The sequence below is a fragment of the Pseudomonas sp. AN-B15 genome, assembly GCF_019056475.1.
GTDB classification, from domain to species: domain Bacteria; phylum Pseudomonadota; class Gammaproteobacteria; order Pseudomonadales; family Pseudomonadaceae; genus Aquipseudomonas; species Aquipseudomonas parakoreensis.
Genome location: NZ_CP049737.1, coordinates 2,181,669 through 2,200,170, shown reverse-complemented (window position 1 = coordinate 2,200,170; position 18,502 = coordinate 2,181,669). Strand labels below are relative to the sequence as shown.

At 61.8% G+C, this 18,502-nt stretch carries 15 protein-coding genes; 10 read left to right on the top strand and 5 right to left on the bottom strand.

The features are described from left to right. Positions 1-118: 118 nt before the first annotated feature. The 7 genes from GTQ41_RS09905 (at position 119) to GTQ41_RS09875 (ending at position 7,858) form a co-directional block, all read left to right on the top strand. Positions 119-1,984, top strand: a complete 1,866-nt coding sequence (locus GTQ41_RS09905; RefSeq protein WP_047291511.1) for an extracellular solute-binding protein — start codon at positions 119-121, stop codon at positions 1,982-1,984. A 1-nt stretch (position 1,985) separates the two neighbouring features. After that, the gene (locus tag GTQ41_RS09900) at positions 1,986-3,050 is read left to right on the top strand and encodes a microcin C ABC transporter permease YejB (protein WP_047291509.1); all 1,065 of its coding nucleotides are present in this window, start codon (positions 1,986-1,988) and stop codon (positions 3,048-3,050) included. Further along, positions 3,050-4,072 (top strand): ABC transporter permease, encoded by a 1,023-nt coding sequence (locus tag GTQ41_RS09895; RefSeq protein WP_047291506.1) that lies wholly within the window; start codon positions 3,050-3,052, stop codon positions 4,070-4,072. The genes GTQ41_RS09900 and GTQ41_RS09895 overlap by 1 nt, the downstream gene beginning before the upstream one ends. 1 nt (position 4,073) lies before the next feature. Then, entirely contained in the window at positions 4,074-5,678 is a 1,605-nt protein-coding gene (locus tag GTQ41_RS09890; protein ID WP_047291504.1) for an ABC transporter ATP-binding protein, read from the top strand. Between the two features lie 197 nt (positions 5,679-5,875). After that, complete coding sequence (locus tag GTQ41_RS09885; protein ID WP_047291502.1) at positions 5,876-6,397, top strand: DUF3455 domain-containing protein; 522 nt, start codon at positions 5,876-5,878, stop codon at positions 6,395-6,397. Positions 6,398-6,623: 226 nt separating this feature from the next. Continuing rightward, the gene (locus GTQ41_RS09880; RefSeq protein ID WP_047291500.1) at positions 6,624-7,160 is read left to right on the top strand and encodes a sigma-70 family RNA polymerase sigma factor; all 537 of its coding nucleotides are present in this window, start codon (positions 6,624-6,626) and stop codon (positions 7,158-7,160) included. Next, positions 7,157-7,858, top strand: a complete 702-nt coding sequence (locus GTQ41_RS09875) for an anti-sigma factor (RefSeq protein ID WP_047291498.1) — start codon at positions 7,157-7,159, stop codon at positions 7,856-7,858. Before GTQ41_RS09880 ends, GTQ41_RS09875 begins: the two co-directional genes overlap by 4 nt. A 7-nt stretch (positions 7,859-7,865) precedes the next feature. Here the strand turns inward: GTQ41_RS09875 and GTQ41_RS09870 are convergent, their stop codons facing one another. Beyond that, complete coding sequence (locus GTQ41_RS09870) at positions 7,866-8,948, bottom strand: DUF1615 domain-containing protein (RefSeq protein WP_047292030.1); 1,083 nt, start codon at positions 8,946-8,948, stop codon at positions 7,866-7,868. A 277-nt stretch (positions 8,949-9,225) separates the two neighbouring features. On the opposite strand from GTQ41_RS09870, the gene GTQ41_RS09865 reads away from it, so the two are divergent. Both GTQ41_RS09865 and GTQ41_RS09860 read left to right on the top strand, forming a co-directional pair. Then, positions 9,226-11,430 carry a TonB-dependent siderophore receptor gene (locus GTQ41_RS09865; RefSeq protein ID WP_047291496.1) on the top strand — a complete coding sequence of 735 codons (2,205 nt, stop codon included), beginning with the start codon at positions 9,226-9,228 and terminating at the stop codon, positions 11,428-11,430. A 213-nt stretch (positions 11,431-11,643) separates the two neighbouring features. Then, entirely contained in the window at positions 11,644-13,179 is a 1,536-nt protein-coding gene (locus GTQ41_RS09860) for an FAD-dependent oxidoreductase (RefSeq protein WP_217325491.1), read from the top strand. A gap of 129 nt (positions 13,180-13,308) precedes the next feature. Here GTQ41_RS09860 and hemB read toward each other — a convergent pair whose 3' ends face one another. Both hemB and GTQ41_RS09850 read right to left on the bottom strand, forming a co-directional pair. After that, positions 13,309-14,283 (bottom strand): porphobilinogen synthase, encoded by a 975-nt coding sequence (gene hemB, locus GTQ41_RS09855; RefSeq protein ID WP_047291491.1) that lies wholly within the window; start codon positions 14,281-14,283, stop codon positions 13,309-13,311. A gap of 243 nt (positions 14,284-14,526) precedes the next feature. Further along, a complete protein-coding gene (locus GTQ41_RS09850; protein WP_047291489.1) occupies positions 14,527-15,225 on the bottom strand; it encodes a glutathione S-transferase family protein in 699 nt (232 codons plus the stop codon). Between the two features lie 225 nt (positions 15,226-15,450). Between GTQ41_RS09850 and GTQ41_RS09845 the strand changes: the two genes are divergently transcribed. Then, complete coding sequence (locus tag GTQ41_RS09845; RefSeq protein WP_047291488.1) at positions 15,451-16,125, top strand: hypothetical protein; 675 nt, start codon at positions 15,451-15,453, stop codon at positions 16,123-16,125. A gap of 133 nt (positions 16,126-16,258) precedes the next feature. On the opposite strand, the gene mnmH is transcribed toward GTQ41_RS09845, so the two are convergent. Next, on the bottom strand, positions 16,259-17,362 hold the full coding sequence (gene mnmH / locus GTQ41_RS09840) for a tRNA 2-selenouridine(34) synthase MnmH (protein WP_047291486.1): 1,104 nt from the start codon (positions 17,360-17,362) through the stop codon (positions 16,259-16,261). Further along, a complete protein-coding gene (gene selD / locus GTQ41_RS09835) occupies positions 17,362-18,396 on the bottom strand; it encodes a selenide, water dikinase SelD (RefSeq protein WP_047291485.1) in 1,035 nt (344 codons plus the stop codon). The genes mnmH and selD overlap by 1 nt, the downstream gene beginning before the upstream one ends. Positions 18,397-18,502 lie beyond the last annotated feature (106 nt).

The following is an 18,502-nucleotide window of genomic DNA, read 5'->3' as shown; positions in this document are numbered from 1 at the left end:
GGCTTGCCAGCGATAGCGTCGTATCAGTCGACATTTACTTCACTGACATACCGCTATCGCTGGCAAGCCAGCTCCCACATGGGAACCGGGTTTCTTCAGGGATTTTCAGGGTGACCTCATGAGTTTTTTGCGCAACATGGCAGGCCTGCTGCTCGGCGGCGCCTTGCTCTGCGCCGCTGTGCCAGCAATGGCCGCCGGCAGCTATGCACTGACGGTGTACGGCGAAGCGCCGAAGTATCCGGCGGGTTTCCAGCATTTCGATTTCGTCGATCCCGACGCGCCCAAGGGCGGTTCGCTCAGCCGGGCGTCGATGGAAATCGGCCAGTACAACTACATCACCCCGTATGCCGATCAGGGCATTTCCGTGGTGCAGGTCAACGACTGGGTGTATGCGCCGCTGGCGTTCCGTTCGCTGGACGAGCCCTACACCGTTTACGCACTGGTCGCGCAACAAATGGAACGCGATCCCGAGGGGCTCTGGGTGCGCTTCACCCTCAACCCCAAGGCCCGCTTCGCCGACGGTACGCCGATCACCGCCGAAGACGTGCGCTACACCTTCAACCTGCTGATGACCAAGGGCAGCCTCAGTTATCGCCAGCAGTACGCCGACGTGCAGGACGTGCTGATCGAAGGTCCACGGCAGGTGCGTTTCACCTTCAAGAACAACCTCAACCGCACCCTGGCGCTGGACCTGGCGACGCTGCGCGTGGTGCCCGAACACTGGTGGAAGACGCGCGATTTCGCCAACGGCGGCGGCTTCGAACCGCCGCTGGGCAGCGGCCCGTATCGCGTGAGCAAGGTCGACGCCGGGCGCAGCATCAGTTTCCAGCGCGACCCGGACTGGTGGGGCAAGGACTTGCCGGTCAGTCGCGGAATGTACAACTTCGACACGCTCACGGTGAATTTCTACGGCGACACCGACGTCGCTCGCCAACTGCTGCAGGCCGGTGCGTTCGATTACAACCGCGAGTTTTCTTCGTCCGGTTACGTGGTCGGCTACGACAGCCCGGCATTGCGTGACGGGCGTTTGCAACAGGCGATTCTCGCCCCGGAAAAACCCACGGCGGCGCAAGGCTTCGTGTTCAACCTGCAAAACCCGATTTTTCAGGATCGCCGCGTGCGTCAGGCGATCAGTCTGCTGTGGGATTTCGAGTGGACCAACAAGCAGATGATGCGCGGCTTCTACGTGCGTCAGAACAGCTTCTGGCCGAAGAGTGAAATGGCCGCCACCGCCCTGCCCGACGCCGAGGAATTGAAGATCCTCGAACCGTTGCGCGGGCAGATCCCGGACGAAGTGTTCACCGAGGTCTATCAGGCGCCGAAAACCGACGGCAGCGGTTACATACGCGACAAGCAGTTGCAGGCGCTGAAACTGCTCGCCGAGGCGGGCTGGACGCCGCAACACAGCCGATTGGTCAACGCCGCTGGCGAGCCGCTGGCGTTCACCTTCCTCGACGGTCAGGGCGGCTTCGACCGCATGCTGTTGCCATTCAAACGCACCCTCGCGCAGATCGGCATCACCCTGAATCTACGGCGGATCGATTCGGCGCAATACGTCAATCGGCTCAACGCCCGCGACTACGACATGATCGTCACCAGTTTCCCGCGCAGTGGCGATCCGATCGTCTCCCCCGGCCGCGAACTGTACAGCCTGTATGCCTCGCAAAGTGCCACGCAGGTCGGCAGTTCCAACTCAATGGTGCTGGCCAACCCGGCGGTCGATCAACTGATCGACGGGCTGGTCAAGGCCGACACCCGCGACGCCATGGTGCATTACGCCCGCGCCCTCGACCGGGTGCTGCAATGGGGTTACTACATGATTCCCAACTACTACTCCAAAGGCACGCCGACGGTGTATCAGAACCGCTTCGGCAGGCCTCCGGTGCAACCGGCCTACGACGAAGGCCTCAACACCTGGTGGGAGGTCTCGGCCAAGCCGTTGACCACGCAACAGATGCACGCCCAGCTTGCGGGGGGCCAGTGACATGCTGCGTTATCTGAGTCGACGTTTACTGCTGATCATCCCTACGCTGCTGTGCATTCTGGTGGTCAATTTCCTCATCGTGCAGGCCGCGCCGGGCGGCCCGGTGGAACAAGCCATCGCGCGTCTGCAAGGTTTCGGCGGGCACAGCATGGGCGGTGGTGGCGAAGTCGCTGCGACGGGCGGTGCCGGGCGCAGCAGCCGTGGCCTCGACCCGGCGCTGATCGAGGAAATCAAACACCACTACGGTTTCGACAAGCCGATGCACGAACGCCTGTGGCTGATGCTGAAAAACTACGCGCAGCTGGACCTGGGCAGCAGTTTCTTTCGCGGTGCCAAGGTCACCGATCTGATCCTGCAGAAACTGCCGGTGTCGTTGTCGCTCGGCGTGTGGGCGACGCTGATCACCTACCTGATTTCGATCCCGCTGGGCATTCGCAAAGCGATCAGGAACGGCAGCGCATTCGATGTCTGGAGCAGCACCGCGATCATCATCGGCTACGCGATGCCGGCGTTTCTGTTTGCGATTCTGCTGATCGTGGTGTTCGCCGGCGGCAGCTACGTCAACTGGTTCCCGGTGCAAGGGCTGGTGTCGGATAACTTCGACAGCCTCAGCACCTTGGGCAAGGTCGGCGACTACCTCTGGCACCTGGTGTTGCCGGTCACGGCGCTGGTCATCGGTGGCTTCGCCACCCTGACCATCCTCACCAAAAACAGCTTCCTCAACGAGATCAGCCGCCAGTACGTGATTACCGCACGGGCCAAGGGGCTGACCGAACGCCGCGTGCTTTACGGCCACGTGTTTCGCAACGCCATGCTGCTGGTGGTGGCGGGTGTGCCGTCGGCGCTGATCGAAGTGTTTTTCGCTGGCTCCTTGCTGATCGAAACCCTTTTCAACCTCGATGGCCTCGGGCGCATGAGTTACGAAGCGGCGGTGTCGCGGGACTATCCGGTGGTGTTCGGCGCGCTGTTCCTGTTCACCTTGTTCGGCCTGTTGATCAAGCTGATCGGCGACCTCAGCTACACCCTGCTCGACCCGCGCATCGACTTCTCGGCGAGGACTGCCTGATGTTCACACTCTCTCCTCTGGGTCAGCGCCGGGTCGCGCAGTTCAAGGCCAACCGTCGTGGACGCTGGTCGCTGTGGCTGTTCATTGGCCTGTGCCTGATCTGCCTTGGCGGCGAACTGATTGCCAACGACAAACCGTTGGTGATCCGCTACCACGGCGCTTTGTACTTCCCGATCCTCAGCGATTACCTGGAAACCGATTTCGGCGGCGAGCTGCCGTTCCAGCCGGATTACGCCAGCGCTTACGTGCACTCGCTGATCGAGGATCAGGGCGGCTGGATGCTGTTTCCGCCGATTCCGTTCAGCTACGACACCGTCAACTACGACCTCACCGAACCGGCGCCAAGCCCGCCCTCGGCGAGCAACTGGCTGGGCACCGACGATCAGGCGCGGGACGTGTTGGCGCGAGTGATTTTCGGCACACGAATTTCGATCCTGTTTGCGCTGATCCTCACCGGCATCAGTGCGTTGGTCGGTATCGTTGCCGGCGCGTTGCAGGGTTATTACGGCGGTTGGGTGGATTTGCTCGGGCAACGGCTGCTGGAGATCTGGTCGGGACTGCCGGTGCTGTACCTGCTGATTATTCTGTCCGGGTTTGTCTCGCCGAGTTTCTGGTGGCTGCTGGGGATCATGGCGCTGTTTTCCTGGCTGGCGCTGGTGGATGTGGTGCGCGCCGAGTTCCTCCGTGGACGCAATCTGGAATACGTCAAAGCCGCGCGGGCGCTGGGGCTGACCGACAGTGAGCTGATGTGGCGGCACATCCTGCCCAACGCAATGACCTCTACCCTGACCTATTTGCCATTCATTCTGACCGGCGCCATCGCCACCCTCACCGCGCTGGATTTTCTTGGCTTCGGCATGCCGGCGGGCACCGCCTCACTGGGCGAACTGATTGGCCAGGCCAAACGCAATCTGCAGGCGCCGTGGCTGGGCCTGACGGCATTTTTTGCCTTGGCGCTGATTCTGTCGTTGTTGGTGTTCATCGGTGAGGCTTGCCGAGACGCGTTTGATCCGAGGAGCTGACATGCAAAACCATTTGATCGAGATTCGCGACCTGCGTGTAGCCTTTGGCGAGCAGGCCGTGGTGCACGGTTTGAACCTCGACATTCGCCGTGGTGAATGTCTGGCGCTGGTCGGTGAGTCCGGCTCGGGCAAGTCGGTCACGGCGCATTCGATCCTGCGTTTATTGCCAGGTAAAAGCGTCAGCAGCAGCGGTTCGATAACTTACAGCGGAGTGAACTTGCTGCAGGCCAGTGAGCAACACCTGCGCGGTTTACGCGGCAACCGGATTGCGATGATTTTCCAGGAGCCGATGACCTCGCTGAACCCGTTGCACACGGTGGAAAAGCAAGTCAGTGAAGTGCTGGAGATTCATAAAGGCCTGAAGGGTCGCGCGGCACGTGAGCGGACGCTGGAGCTGCTGGAACTGGTCGGTATTCGCCAGCCTTTGCAGCGCTTGAAAGCCTATCCGCATCAGCTGTCGGGCGGACAACGGCAACGGGTGATGATCGCCATGGCGCTGGCCAACGAGCCGGAACTGCTGATCGCCGATGAACCGACCACCGCGCTGGACGTGACCGTGCAGCAGAAGATTCTTGAGCTGTTGATCGAACTGCAACAACGCCTGGGCATGTCACTGTTGCTGATCAGTCACGATCTGAATCTGGTGCGACGCATCGCGCAACGGGTGTGCGTGATGCGCCACGGCGAAATCGTCGAACAGGCCGACTGCGAGACACTGTTTCGCACCCCGCAACATCCTTACAGTCGCTTGTTGATCGAAGCCGAACCCAGCGGTGCTCCGGTGCCAAGTGCGTATCAACACAATCTGCTGGAAGTCGATGATCTGAAGGTCTGGTTTCCACTGCCCAAGGCACTGTTCAGTCGTTCGCAGGCGTACATCAAAGCGGTGGACGGCGTCAGCTTCCGCCTGCAACGCGGCAAAACGTTGGGGATTGTCGGCGAATCCGGTTCGGGCAAATCCACGCTGGGCCAGGCGATCCTGCGGCTGGTGGAATCCGAGGGCGAGATCCGCTTCGGCAACAAGCAACTGAGCCTGCTCAATCAGCGTTTGATGCGCCCGTTGCGGCGGCAGATTCAAGTGGTGTTCCAGGACCCGTTCGGCAGCCTGAGCCCGCGCATGTCGGTGCAGCAGATCATTGCCGAAGGTCTGCTGACTCACGGCATCGGCACCGAGGCCGAGCGCGAGGCGGCGGTGATTCGCGTACTGGAGGAAGTCGGCCTCGACCCGAAGAGTCGCCATCGCTACCCCCACGAATTTTCCGGCGGCCAGCGCCAGCGCATCTCCATCGCCCGCGCACTGGTGCTGGAGCCGGCGCTAATCCTGCTCGACGAACCGACCTCGGCGCTGGATCGCACGGTGCAGAAACAAGTGGTGGAGCTGTTGCGACAATTGCAGATCAAGCATGGGCTGACCTATCTGTTCATCAGCCATGACCTGGCGGTGGTGCAGGCACTGGCTCATGACTTGCTGGTGATCAAGGACGGCCAGGTGGTCGAGCAAGGGGCGTCGCGGGAGATATTTGCTGCGCCGCAGCATCCCTACACCCAGGAACTGCTGAAAGCCTCCGGCCTGAGCGTCCCGCGTAAAACTGCCGAGCTTGTGTAGGAGCTGACGCAGGCTGCGATCTTTTGATGTTGTTTTTTCAAGAGCGAAAGATCGCAGCCTGCGGCAGCTCCTACAGGGGATTGGTGGGGCCTGGAGAATATTTTTCGGGCACTGCATCCAAACGCCTCCGTCACGGGTAGTTCCAGTAGCAGCCCTCTTCGGCTGTCAGCGGTTTACCCCTTTCGGAGATAACACAGATGAACATCACTCAACTGATTGGCCTCACCGGTTTGCTCGCCCTGTCCTCGACAACCTTCGCCCAGAGCAGCTATCCCGACGCGATCAAAGTCCCGGAAGGCCACAAGATCGCCATGGAAACCACCGGCGTCGGCGAGATCACCTATGAATGCCGCGACAAGCCCAACGCGGTCGGACAAACCGAGTGGACCTTCGTCGGCCCGAAAGCGGTGCTCAATGATCGCAGCGGCCAGCAAGTCGGCACCTACTTCGGCCCGCCCGCCACCTGGCAGGCCAAGGACGGTTCGAAAGTCACCGGTACGCAATTGGCCGTCGCCCCGTCGAGCCCGGGCAACCTGCCCTATCAACTGGTCAAGGCCAACCCCGCCGAAGGCAAAGGCGCGATGAGTGGCGTGAGTTACATCCAGCGTGTCGCGCTCAAGGGCGGCGTGGCCCCGGGCAGCGAATGCACGGTGGCGAACAAGGGCAAACAGGAAGTGGTGAAATATCAGGCCGACTACATTTTCTGGGCGGCGAACTAGCTCCTTGATGCTTCTATGGGAGCGAACTGGTGGCGAGGGGATTCATCCCCGATGGGGCGCGAAGCGCCCCAAAATCCGGCAACTGCGGAAGCAGGAATTCATCGCAACCAACGGTTACGGCTGCTGTGCAGCCGGTCGGGGATGAATCCCCTCACCACAAAGGCTCGCTCCCACAGTAGAAGACTGTTGGCTGGATGTTTGAAGAATGTGAGCTAGATTGCACCCCATGTCTTTGCCTGAACCGCTGTTCGATTACGAAGCCCGTCTCACGGCCTGCGCCCGCGGCGAGCACTCGGCCCTGCGCGATTTATATGTGCAGGAAGGCCCGCGCCTGCTCGGCGTGGCCAAGCGGCTGCTACGTGACACGGCGCTGGCCGAAGACATCGTGCATGAAGCATTCATCAAGATCTGGAACGGTGCGGCGCAGTTCGATCCGGCGCGCGGCTCGGCGCGGGGCTGGATGTTCAGCGTGACCCGGCATCTGGCGCTGAATCTGCTGCGCAATCAGGCTCGGGAGACGCCGTTCAGCGAAGATCATGAAATGCCTGCCGAAGAAGATGACGGCTTCTATGCCCAGGCGCATTCGGGGCGCATCCATCGCTGCCTGGAACAACTCGACCCACAACGCCGAAGCTGCATCCTCCACGCCTATGTCGATGGCTACAGCCACGCGCAGATTTCCCAACGATTGGGCACGCCGCTGGGCACGGTCAAAGCCTGGATCAAACGCAGCCTCAACGCTTTGCGGGAGTGCATGGGATGACCACTGAAGCGGCGCAGGAACGCGATGAACTGGCCAGTGAATACGTGCTCGGCACCCTGTCGGCGCCGGAGCGTGAAGCGGTGCAACGACGCTTGCCCCACGAGCCCGAACTGCAAGCGGCGGTGGACGCGTGGGAGCGGCGCTTGCTCGACCTGACCGATCTCGCCGGGACGCAGCAGCCATCGCCGCACTTGTGGCCGCGTATCGAGCGCAGTGTCGAGCAACGCTCACGAAAAACACCGGCTCCGGCGCCCACCTCATGGTGGAATCTGCTGCCGCTGTGGCGTGGGCTGAGTGCGTTCGGACTGGCTGCGACGCTGATCCTGGGCTCGATTCTGCTGACCCAGACCACGCCGAAACCCAGTTATCTGGTGGTGCTGGTCGCGCCGCAGGACAAGGCGCCGGGCTGGGTGATTCAGGCCAGCAACGCCCGGGAAATTCAGCTGATCCCGCTGGGCGTGGTCGAAGTGCCGGCGGACAAGGCGCTGGAGTTCTGGACCAAGGCTGACGGCTGGCAAGGGCCGGTGTCGCTGGGGCTGGTCAAGCCGGGCCAGGCGCTGTCGGTGCCGCTGGACAAGCTGCCGCCGCTGCAACCGAATCAGCTGTTCGAGCTGACGCTGGAAGGCGCCAATGGCTCGCCGATCGGTAAACCGACCGGGCCGATTCAGGCGATCGGCCGCGCCGTCAAAGTGCTTTGAACCCGCGTTAACCGGCCTTGGCCATGCAGCGCTTGTAGCGCTCATCCACGCGTTTGGCGAACCACGCCGTGGTCAGTTTGCGGGTGATTTTCGGGCTCTGCAGGACGATCCCTGGCAATACCGCGCGCGGCAAGGACTTGCCTTCCGCCTTCTCGGCCAGTTCAAACACGCGCTGGTAGAGTTGAGTCTCGTCGAACTCCAGGGTCTTGCCTTTCTCCAGTTGATCGCGAATCGTCGGGTTACGCAGGCCCAGCGCTTTGCCGAGGGTGCGCACCGCCAGTTCGGTGCTGCCGGGCATGATCGAGTCGTAGCGGATCAAGTCGCCATCCAGCGCCAGCGGGATGCCCGAGGCTCGGCTGACGGCGTTCTGGAACGCGGCATTGCGGCTGGCGTACCAGCCGGCGTTGAAGTCGGCGAAGCGATACAGCGGCTCGCGGTAACTCACCGGGTAGCCAAGCAAATGCGCGATGCCGAAGTACATTCCGCCTCGGCGGGTGAACACTTCGTGGCGGATCGTGCCGTCTACCGGGTACGGATACTCCTTGGCGTGCTGCTCGGCGAATTCGATACTGACCTGCATCGGTCCGGCGGTGTGTACCGGGTTGAAGCCGCCGAACAAGGTGCGGCCCATCGGCACCCTGCCGATGAAGTCGTCAAAAATGGCGCTGAGTTCTTTTTCACTGCGCGCCGCGTTCAAGCGTTCGCTGTAGGTCTTGCCGTTGGTGGAGCGCACTTGCAGTGCGCCGCTGACCAACAGGCCGGGGATATGCACTTTGGCGGCACGACGGTCGATTTCGTCGCGAGCGATCTTGCCCAGCCCCGGCACCGTCGGGTCGACCTGATAGGTCGATTCCTGCTCGGCCACGGCCAGCACTGAACAGAGATTCTGTGTGGTCGGGCTGATGTGCTGAGCGGCGAACGCGGCGTAGATGTCGGTGGCCCAGCCCTCGCGGTCGGGCACTTTGGCCGGCATCAGCCGCACTATTTCGGCCTTCACTTCGGCGGGCGCACGCGGCGCCGGCTCCTGACTGCGCTGGCCGGCACAACCGGCGAGCGCCAGCAGCGCAGCGAGGGTAATGAGTAATCGCATGTTGCTCCATCCAGTCCAATAAGCCAGAAACACCATACACAATCCGTGTAGGAGCTGCCGCAGGCTGCGATCTTTTGCCTTGGTTTCTAAAAGACAAGATCAAAAGATCGCAGCCTGCGGCAGCTCCTACAGGTGAATGTGTTTTCCGGATTGATGACAAACTGATTGCAAAACGTTACTGCGAACTCCTATCATTTGCGCCTGGAGTCGTATTTGCGCAAGGAGTTCCCCGCGCAGTTCTAATTTTCTCACCGGCCGTACGCCTCCAGGTATCGACATGCCCGCTTCAACTCGACTCGCTGTCCCGTTCCGCCCGACGCTTCTCGCCCTGCTGTGCTCCTTGACCGTCACCGCCCACGCTGCCGATGAAAACGGCAAGGCGCTGGTGCTCGACAATGTCAACGTCAACGCCCAGGCACCGACGCCCAACGCCCTGCCCCCGGTCTACTCCGGCGGTCAGGTCGCCCGTGGTGGTCAACTCGGCGTGCTCGGCAATCAGGACATGATGGACGTGCCGTTCAGCGCCGCGTCGTACACCGAACAGCTGATTCAGGACCAACAGGCGGAAAACGTCGCCGACGTCCTGCTTAACGATGCCTCCGTGCGTCAGGCTTCGGGCTTCTCCAACCAGGCGCAGGTGTTCATGATTCGCGGCCTGCCGCTGAACGGTGACGACATTTCCTATAACGGTCTCTACGGCGTGCTGCCCCGGCAGATCATTTCCAGCGACGCCCTGGAGCGCGTGGAAGTGTTCAAAGGGCCGAACGCCTTCATCAATGGCGTGACCCCGACCGGCTCCGGCATCGGCGGTGGCGTCAACCTGCAGCCCAAGCGTGCCGGCGACGAGCCGCTGCGCCGCTACACCACCGACATCAACAGTGAAGGCCGGATCGGTCAGCACCTCGATATCGGCCAGCGTTTCGGCGAAGACAACCGCTTTGGCGCGCGGGTCAACCTGTCCCAGCGCGAAGGCGACACCGGCATCGATCACGAAAACCAGCGCTCGAAACTGTTCGCCATCGGCCTCGATTATCGCGGTGACGCGCTGCGTATTTCCGGTGACTTCGCCTACCAGAAAGAACGCGTCAACGGTGGCCGCAACTCGGTCAACCTCGGCACCGCCACGCACATTCCGGACGCGCCGTCGGCCGACACCAACTACGCGCCAAAGTGGGGCTACACCGACATCGAAGACACTTTCGGCATGCTCCGCGCCGAATACGATTTGAACGACAACTGGACCGCTTATGTCGCCGGCGGCGCCAAGCACACCCGCGAAGTCGGCCGCTACAACTCGACCACGCTGGTGGGCAACAACGGCGCCTCGTACACCACCGGCTCGTTCATCCCCCACGACGAGGACAACACCAGCCTGATGGCCGGCCTCAACGGCAAATTCAACACCGGCGCGGTTAGCCACAAGCTCAATTTCGGTTTGAGCGGCCTGTGGGCCGAACAGCGCAGCGCCTATGATTTCGACCTGACCCAGTACGCCAACAATATCTACCACCCGGTGGAAACGCCGTCGCCGGTCGGTAATTTTTCCGGCGGAGACCTCAGCGATCCGGGCATCGTCGGCAAGACCTTCAACCGCAGCCTCGCGCTCTCCGACACCCTCGGTTTCTTCGATGACCGCCTGCTGATCACCGCCGGGCTGCGTCGTCAGCAACTGGTGGTGCAAGGCTACAACTACGCCAGTTACGGCAGCGGTAGCCGCAAGTCGAGCTACGACGAATCGATCACCACGCCGGTCTACGGCATTGTCTTCAAACCGTGGGAGCACGTGTCGTTCTACGCCAACCACATCGAAGGTCTGGCGCAAGGCCCGACTTCGCCGACCAGCACCGGCGGTTTGCGCGTGACCAACGGCAACGAAGTCTACGCACCGGCGCGCTCCAAGCAGACCGAGGCCGGGGTCAAGGTCGACATGGGCACTTACGGCGCGAGCCTTGGCGTGTATCGCATCGAACAGCCGAGCGACGGTTACTGCGAAATCAACAGCGCCACCACCTGCACCTACGTGCGTGAAGGCGAGCAGATCAACAAAGGCGTAGAGATGAACGTGTTCGGCGAGCCGATCAACGGCCTGCGCCTGATCAGCGGCCTGACGCTGATGGACACCGAACTGCGCAACACCCAGAACGGTGCCAACGACGGCAACCGCGCCATCGGCGTGCCGAGCTTCCAGTTCAACGCCGGCGCCGACTGGGATGTACCGGGCCTGCAAGGCGTGGCGCTGAATGCGCGGATGCTGCGCACCGGCGGCCAATATGCCGATGCGGCCAACAACCTCAGCCTGCCAACCTGGAACCGCTTCGATGCCGGTGCGCGTTACGCCTTCAAGGTCGCGCAGAAAGACGTGACCCTGCGTCTGGGCGTCGAAAACCTGGCCAACAAGAAGTACTGGGAATCGGCGCAGGGCGGCTATCTGACCCAGGGTGAGCCACGGGTGGCGAAGTTGTCGGGCACCATCGACTTCTAAGCGTCATCCCGTCGTAACAAAGGCCCCGCAGCTTGACCGTTGCGGGGCCTTTTTTTGTTTTTGTGGCGGGAGGCAAGCCCCCTTCGCGAGCAAGCTCGCTCCCACATTGGAATGCGTTCGACTGTGGGAGCGAGCCTGCTCGCGAAGAGGCCGGCACTGGCTAGCCTTTCCATCTGATCCATACTTGCTCCACAGCCAACGGAGGACAGGCTCATGCACCGCAGCGACGTTCTGATCATCGGCGCCGGCCCGACCGGTCTGGTGCTGGCTCTGTGGCTGAGCAAACTGGGCGTGCGCGTGCGCATCATCGACAAGACCTCCACGCCCGGCACCACCTCGCGGGCGCTGGCGGTGCAGGCGCGCACGCTGGAGTTGTATCGTCAGCTGGATCTGGCCGACACCGTGGTGCGCAACGGGCACAAGGTCGCGGCGGCGCACTTCTGGGTCAAGGGCAAACCGGTTGCGCAGTTGCCGCTGCAGCGCATCGGCGAAGGCCTGACGCCCTACTCGTTCATCGAAATCTTTCCCCAGGACCAGCACGAACGGCTGCTGCTCGAACGCCTCGAAGACTATGACGTGGTGGTTGAGCGCAACACCGAACTCGAAAGTTTTGAAGAACTCGGCGACGGCCTCACCGCGCATCTGCGCTTGCCCGACGGGCAGCAGGAAATATGTCAGGCATGCTTTCTCGCGGGCTGCGATGGCGCGCGTTCGGTGGTGCGCAAAACCCTCGACACCGGTTTCCCGGGCGGCACCTATCAGCAGATTTTTTACGTCGCGGATGTGCAGGCCAGCGGCCCGGCGCTTAACGGTGATTTGCACCTGGATCTGGACGAAGCGGATTTTCTCGCCGTCTTCCCGTTGGCCGGCGAAGGCCGTGCGCGATTGATCGGCACGGTGCGCGATGAGCGTGCCGACCGCGCCGAAACCCTGCAATTCGCCGACGTCAGCCGCCGCGCCATCGAACACCTGAACGTACACATCGACGAGGTCAACTGGTTCTCCACCTACCGTGTGCATCACCGCGTGGCCGAGCATTTTCGCAGCGGTCGGGCGTTTCTGCTCGGTGACGCGGCGCACGTGCACAGCCCCGCCGGCGGCCAGGGCATGAACACCGGGATTGGCGATGCGATCAACCTGGCGTGGAAACTCGCCGCCGTGCTCAACGGCAGCGCCACGGCGCAACTGCTCGACACTTACGAAACCGAGCGTATCGCGTTCGCCCGCCGATTGGTGTCGACCACCGACAAAGTATTCACGTTCGTCACCGCCGAGGGGCGCATCGCCGATCTGCTGCGCACGCGCCTCGCACCGTTTCTGATCCCGAAAATGGCCACGTTCGACGCCAGCCGCGAATTCCTCTTTCGCACCGTCTCGCAAGTCACCCTCAACTATCGCGGCATGCCGCTGAGCCAGGGCAGCGCCGGCCACGTCCACGGCGGCGACCGCTTGCCGTGGGCGCATGATGGTGAGGGCGATAATTACGAGCCGCTACGCCAGCCCTGCTGGCAGGTGCATGTGTACGGCGACACCAGCGACGAGATGATCGCCTGGTGCCACGAACATCATTTGCCGCTGCACGTGTTCGATTGGCGCCCGGCGTTTGACACGGCGGGGTTGGGGCGTAACGGGTTTTATCTGCTGCGCCCGGATACCTATGTGGCGATTGCCGACAACAGTGCGGATCCGAAGGTGATCGAGCGGTATTTCCGCGATCACGGCATCCGGCCCTACTTCAACGGCCCCTGACCCAAGAACACCCTGAATACCTGTGGGAGCTGGCTTGCCAGCGATAGCGATGGATCAGCCAACATTGATTTTGACTGCACCGACGCAATCGCTGGCAAGCCAGCTCCCACAAGGGTTCTGCGGTATTCGTCAGATCCCGGCCAGCGCCAGATCCATCGCAAAGTAAGTGAAGATCAGGTCCGCACCCGCGCGCTTGATTGCGCCCAGGCTCTCGCGCACCACGCGATCCTCGTCAATTGCACCGGCCTGTGCGCCGAACTTGATCATCGCGTACTCACCGCTGACCTGATACGCCGACAGTGGCAGGTTCGAGGCTTCACGGATGTCGCGGATGATGTCGAGGTACGCTCCGGCCGGTTTGACCATCAGCGCATCGGCGCCTTCCTGCTCGTCGAGCAGCGATTCGCGCAGGGCTTCACGGCGGTTCATCGGGTTCATCTGATAGCTTTTGCGGTCACCCTTCAGCGCACTGCCGCCGGCTTCACGGAACGGGCCGTACAGCGCCGAGGCGAATTTGGTCGAGTAGGCCATGATCGGAATCTGGGTGAACCCGGCGGCGTCCAGCGCCTGGCGGATCGCCCGCACCTGACCGTCCATCGCTGCCGACGGCGCGATCACGTCAGCACCGGCACGCGCCGCCGCCACGGCTTGCTTGCCGAGGTTGATCAGGGTCTGGTCGTTGTCGACTTCGTGGTTGTGCATCACGCCGCAGTGGCCGTGATCGGTGTATTCACAGAAGCAGGTGTCGGACATCACGATCATTTCCGGCACTGCGTCCTTGGCAATCCGCGACATGCGCGAGACCAGGCCGTCTTCACGCCAGGTGTCGCTGCCATTGGCGTCCAGATGATGGGACACGCCAAACGTCATCACCGACTTGATCCCGGCACGGGCGTAACGCTCGATTTCGCCGGCCAGCTTGCGCTCGGGAATGCGCATCACCCCGGGCATGCTCTTGATCGGCACGAAGTCATCGATTTCTTCTTCAACGAAAATCGGCAACACCAGATCATTCAGGCTGAACTCGGTTTCCTGGAACAGGCTGCGCAGGCTCGCATTGCGGCGCAGACGGCGGGGACGTGCTTCGGGGAACTGGCTGGACATGAGGCTTTCCTGAAATCGGAAGATGAGACGAAAGTCGTAGGGGGCGAAGCTTATGCCTTCGCCGGGCGCAGGTACAAACCTGGATCAATCAAGACAGCATTACCGGCGGTGCAATAATCCTCGGAACAATCCGATTACCTGTGGGAGCTGGCTTGCCAGCGATAGCGGTGGGTCAGGCAACATAGATATTGACCGTGCCGGCTTCATCGCTGGCAAGCCAGCTCCCACAGGGTCGGGTGAAGGTCAGGAAGGTATGGTCAGCCCGCGAACAACCGCCGGCCGCGCCAGAAACCGCTCCAGCACCCGGGTCACATTCGGGAAATTGCTGATCCCGACCAGATCGCCCGCCTCATAGAAGCCGATCAGGTTGCGCACCCACGGGAACGTGGCGATGTCGGCGATGGTGTAGCGCTCGCCCATGATCCAGTCGCGACCTTGCAGACGTTTGTCGAGCACGTTGAGCAGGCGTCTGCTCTCCTCGACATAACGGTCACGCGGACGCTTGTCCTCGTAGTCCTTGCCGGCGAATTTGTTGAAGAAACCGAGCTGGCCGAACATCGGGCCGATACCGCCCATCTGGAACATCAGCCACTGAATCGTCTCGTAACGCAGCGCGCCCTCCTGGGCCAGCAACTGGCCGCTCTTGTCGGCGAGGTAGATCAGGATCGCGCCGGACTCGAACAGCGCCAGCGGTTGGTCCTCGGGGCCGTGCGGATCGAGGATCGCCGGGATCTTGTTGTTGGGGTTCAGCGAGAGGAATTCCGGTGACATCTGATCCTGCGTGTCGAAGCCCACACGGTGCGGCTCGTACGGCAGGCCGATCTCTTCGAGCATGATCGAGACCTTGACGCCGTTGGGGGTCGGCAGGGAATAGAGCTGAATCCAGTCGGGGTACTGCGCCGGCCATTTCTGGGTGATCGGGAACGCGGACAGATCGGTCATGGGAAACATCCAGTCACATGGAAAGCACTGATCATAATGTAGGAGCTACACGAACCGTAACATCCTGCGGGTAATGTGCATGAACCAAACCGGTCTCAGAGGACTCTGAGCTATGCCCTTCGTAACGGAAGCGCGACACACGACATGGACAACACCCGGTGCAGGGAGCCCGTGGTGCAAGCGTTGGTCAGCCCCAACCGAATTTGCTGAAGAATCCTGTACTCAATGACGAACCTCATGAGTTTCGCCAAACGCTTCAAACATCGCGCCTGCGTGGCCCTGCCCTCCCTGTTGGCGGTCAGTGCGCTGACCTTGTCGCTCGAATCGAGCCAGATTCGCGCGCAACCGGTGGACGGTACGCAGACGCTGATCTTCCTGCGCCACGCGGAAAAACCCGAGGGCGGTCTCGGCCAGCTCAACTGTCAGGGTCTGAACCGGGCGATCGAGCTGTCGACCCTGCTGCCGGAAAAATTCGGCAAGGCCGATTACGTGTTCGCTGCCGACCCGACACGCAATGTCGAGGAAGGCGAGCTGGACAACTCCTACAGCTACATTCGCCCGCTGATGACCATCAGCCCCGCCGCGATCAAGCTCGGCCTGCCGGTGAACATCGAATTCTCTGCCAACGATACCAGCGACCTGGCGCGGGAACTGACCGAAGACAAGTACCACAACGCGACGATCTACACCGCGTGGTCCCACGGTTATCTGCCGGAGCTGATCAACAAGGTCGCGGGCAACGCGGTCGGCGAAAAGCAGACCATCACCGACGACTGGGCCTCAGGCGATTTCGATTCGCTGTATGTGCTGACCCTGACCTGGCACAACGGCAAAGCCAGCCTGCAGAGTCACAGCTACAAGCAGGGGCTGGATAACGGCAAGGCGACGTGCCCGACTTGAGTGATTGGCTGTCTGTCGGTTCCTCATCGCTGGCAAGCCAGCTCCCACAGGGTTTGGGTGATGCTTACATTTACAGCATCCCCAAAACACTGTGGGAGCTGGCTTGCCAGCGATTGGGCCAGCCAAGCCACCCTCACACCCGCTGATTCACTCGCTCGCGCAAATACTCCAGCACCGCCCCGCGCTCCCCGGCGAACTCGATCCGCCCGCCTTTCTTCTCCCGCTGGAACGCATACATCGGGTCGTAGTATTCGCGCAGCAACCCTTCGATCCAGCTACGGTGCAAATCCACCGACCCGCTGCGTGCCTGTTCGGCCAGTGCGTCTTCCATCAGCAGCAACATCCGCCGATGACGCTCACCACCCAGCCGCTTCTGAACTTTGTTCAGGCTCTCCAGCAAGCGCTCGGAGAACAAAGCAAAACCTTCCTCGCCATGCACTGCGCAAAACTCGGCCGACAGATCCACCACGTAGTCGCGCAGGATCCGCTCGACCCGATCTTCGAAACTGTCTTCCAGCCAGACCATCGGGTACTGCTGCATGCCCTGATACAGCGGTAGCGGCAGCGCACAACTGCCAACTACCCGACTCTCGTCTTCCAGAACAAACTGTTCGATACCGGCATCGCGCTTCTTGAGGATATCGATGGCCAGACGGTTCTCGAAATCAATGTTCGACGGTTGACCGGTAGCACGTTTGCCAAAGCTCGAGCCACGGTGATTGGCGTGCCCCTCCAGATCCACACCGTTGCGCAACTGCACCAGGACCTCGGTCTTGCCGGTCCCGGTCATGCCACCCAGCAACACGAAATCACACTGGCCGATCGCCTGCTCAAGCGTATCAAGCAGGAAGCTGCGCATAGCCTTATAGCCGCCGCCAACGCGCGGATAGTCGATACCGGCCTCGTCACGCAGCCACTGCTGCGTGATCTGCGAACGCAGGCCGCCACGAAAACAATAGAGATAACCATCAGGATGGGCCCGGGCGAAATCAGCCCAGGCCTGAATGCGTTCGGCCTTGATCGCGCCGGACACCAGCTGATGACCCAGTTCGATGGCGGCTTGCTGACCGTGCTGTTTGTAACAGGTACCGATCTTCTGCCGTTCGATGTCGTTCATCAGCGGCAGGTTGACCACACCGGGAAACGCACCTTTGTGAAACTCGACCGGCGCGCGGGCGTCCATCAGCGGCCGATCGTTGAGGAAAATGTCGCGGTAATCGGTGCAGTCGCGGTACATCAGATCACCTCGACTGCGTGGGTCTGTCGCTCAACCAGTTCGCCAATCGGCGCCAGGTCCAGGCCCAGTTCGGTGGCCACGGCGAGGAACTCGTCGTTGCCTTCAGGGGTGACCGCAATCAGCAGACCACCGCTGGTCTGCGGGTCGCACAGCACGCGCTTGTGCAGTTCCTGCAGACGGCCAAGCTTGCTCGAATAGCTGTCAAAGTTACGCAGGGTGCCACCAGGCACGCAGCCTTGTTCGAGGTAGTACTCGACGCTGTCCAGACGCGGCACGTGGTTGTAGCTGATGCGAGCGGTCAGGTGGCTGCCATCGGCCATTTCCACCAGGTGCCCGAGCAGGCCGAAACCGGTGACGTCGGTCATTGCGGTGACGCCGGCCAGTTTGCCGAAGCGGCTGCCGGGTTTGTTCAGGGTGCACATCCAGTCGCGGGCCACACCAATGTCGCCGGGGCGCAATTTGCCCTTCTTCTCGGCGGTGGTAAGGATGCCGATGCCCAGCGGCTTGGTCAGGTACAGCAGGCAACCGGCGGTGGCAGTGTCGTTGCGCTTCATGTGGCGCTTTTCCACCAGACCGGTCACCGCCAGGCCGAAGATCGGCTCCGGCGCATCGATCGAATGCCCGCCGGCCAGCGGAATGCCAGCGGCGTCGCACACCGCACGCCCGCCGCGAATCACTTCCCGCGCCACTTCCGGCGCCAGCACATTGACCGGCCAGCCGAGGATCGCAATCGCCATCAGCGGATCGCCGCCCATGGCATAGATGTCGCTGATCGCGTTGGTCGCGGCGATCCGGCCGAAATCGAACGGGTCGTCGACAATCGGCATGAAGAAGTCCGTAGTCGACACCACACCACGCTCGGCATCGATCTCGTACACCGCCGCGTCATCACGCGAGGCATTGCCGACCCACAGTTTCGGGTCAAGGTTCTGCGCACCGCTGCCGGCCAGAATCACTTCCAGCACCTGCGGGGAAATCTTGCAGCCACAACCGGCACCGTGGCTGTATTGGGTCAGGCGAATCGGCTCGCTCATGGGAGAGTCTCTGGCAGTTGATGGGGCGGATTCTAGCAGAGCGCGGGCCGGCAGATTTTTGCGCTGAATGTCCGGCCCCCTTCGCGAGCAAGCTCGCTCCCACAGG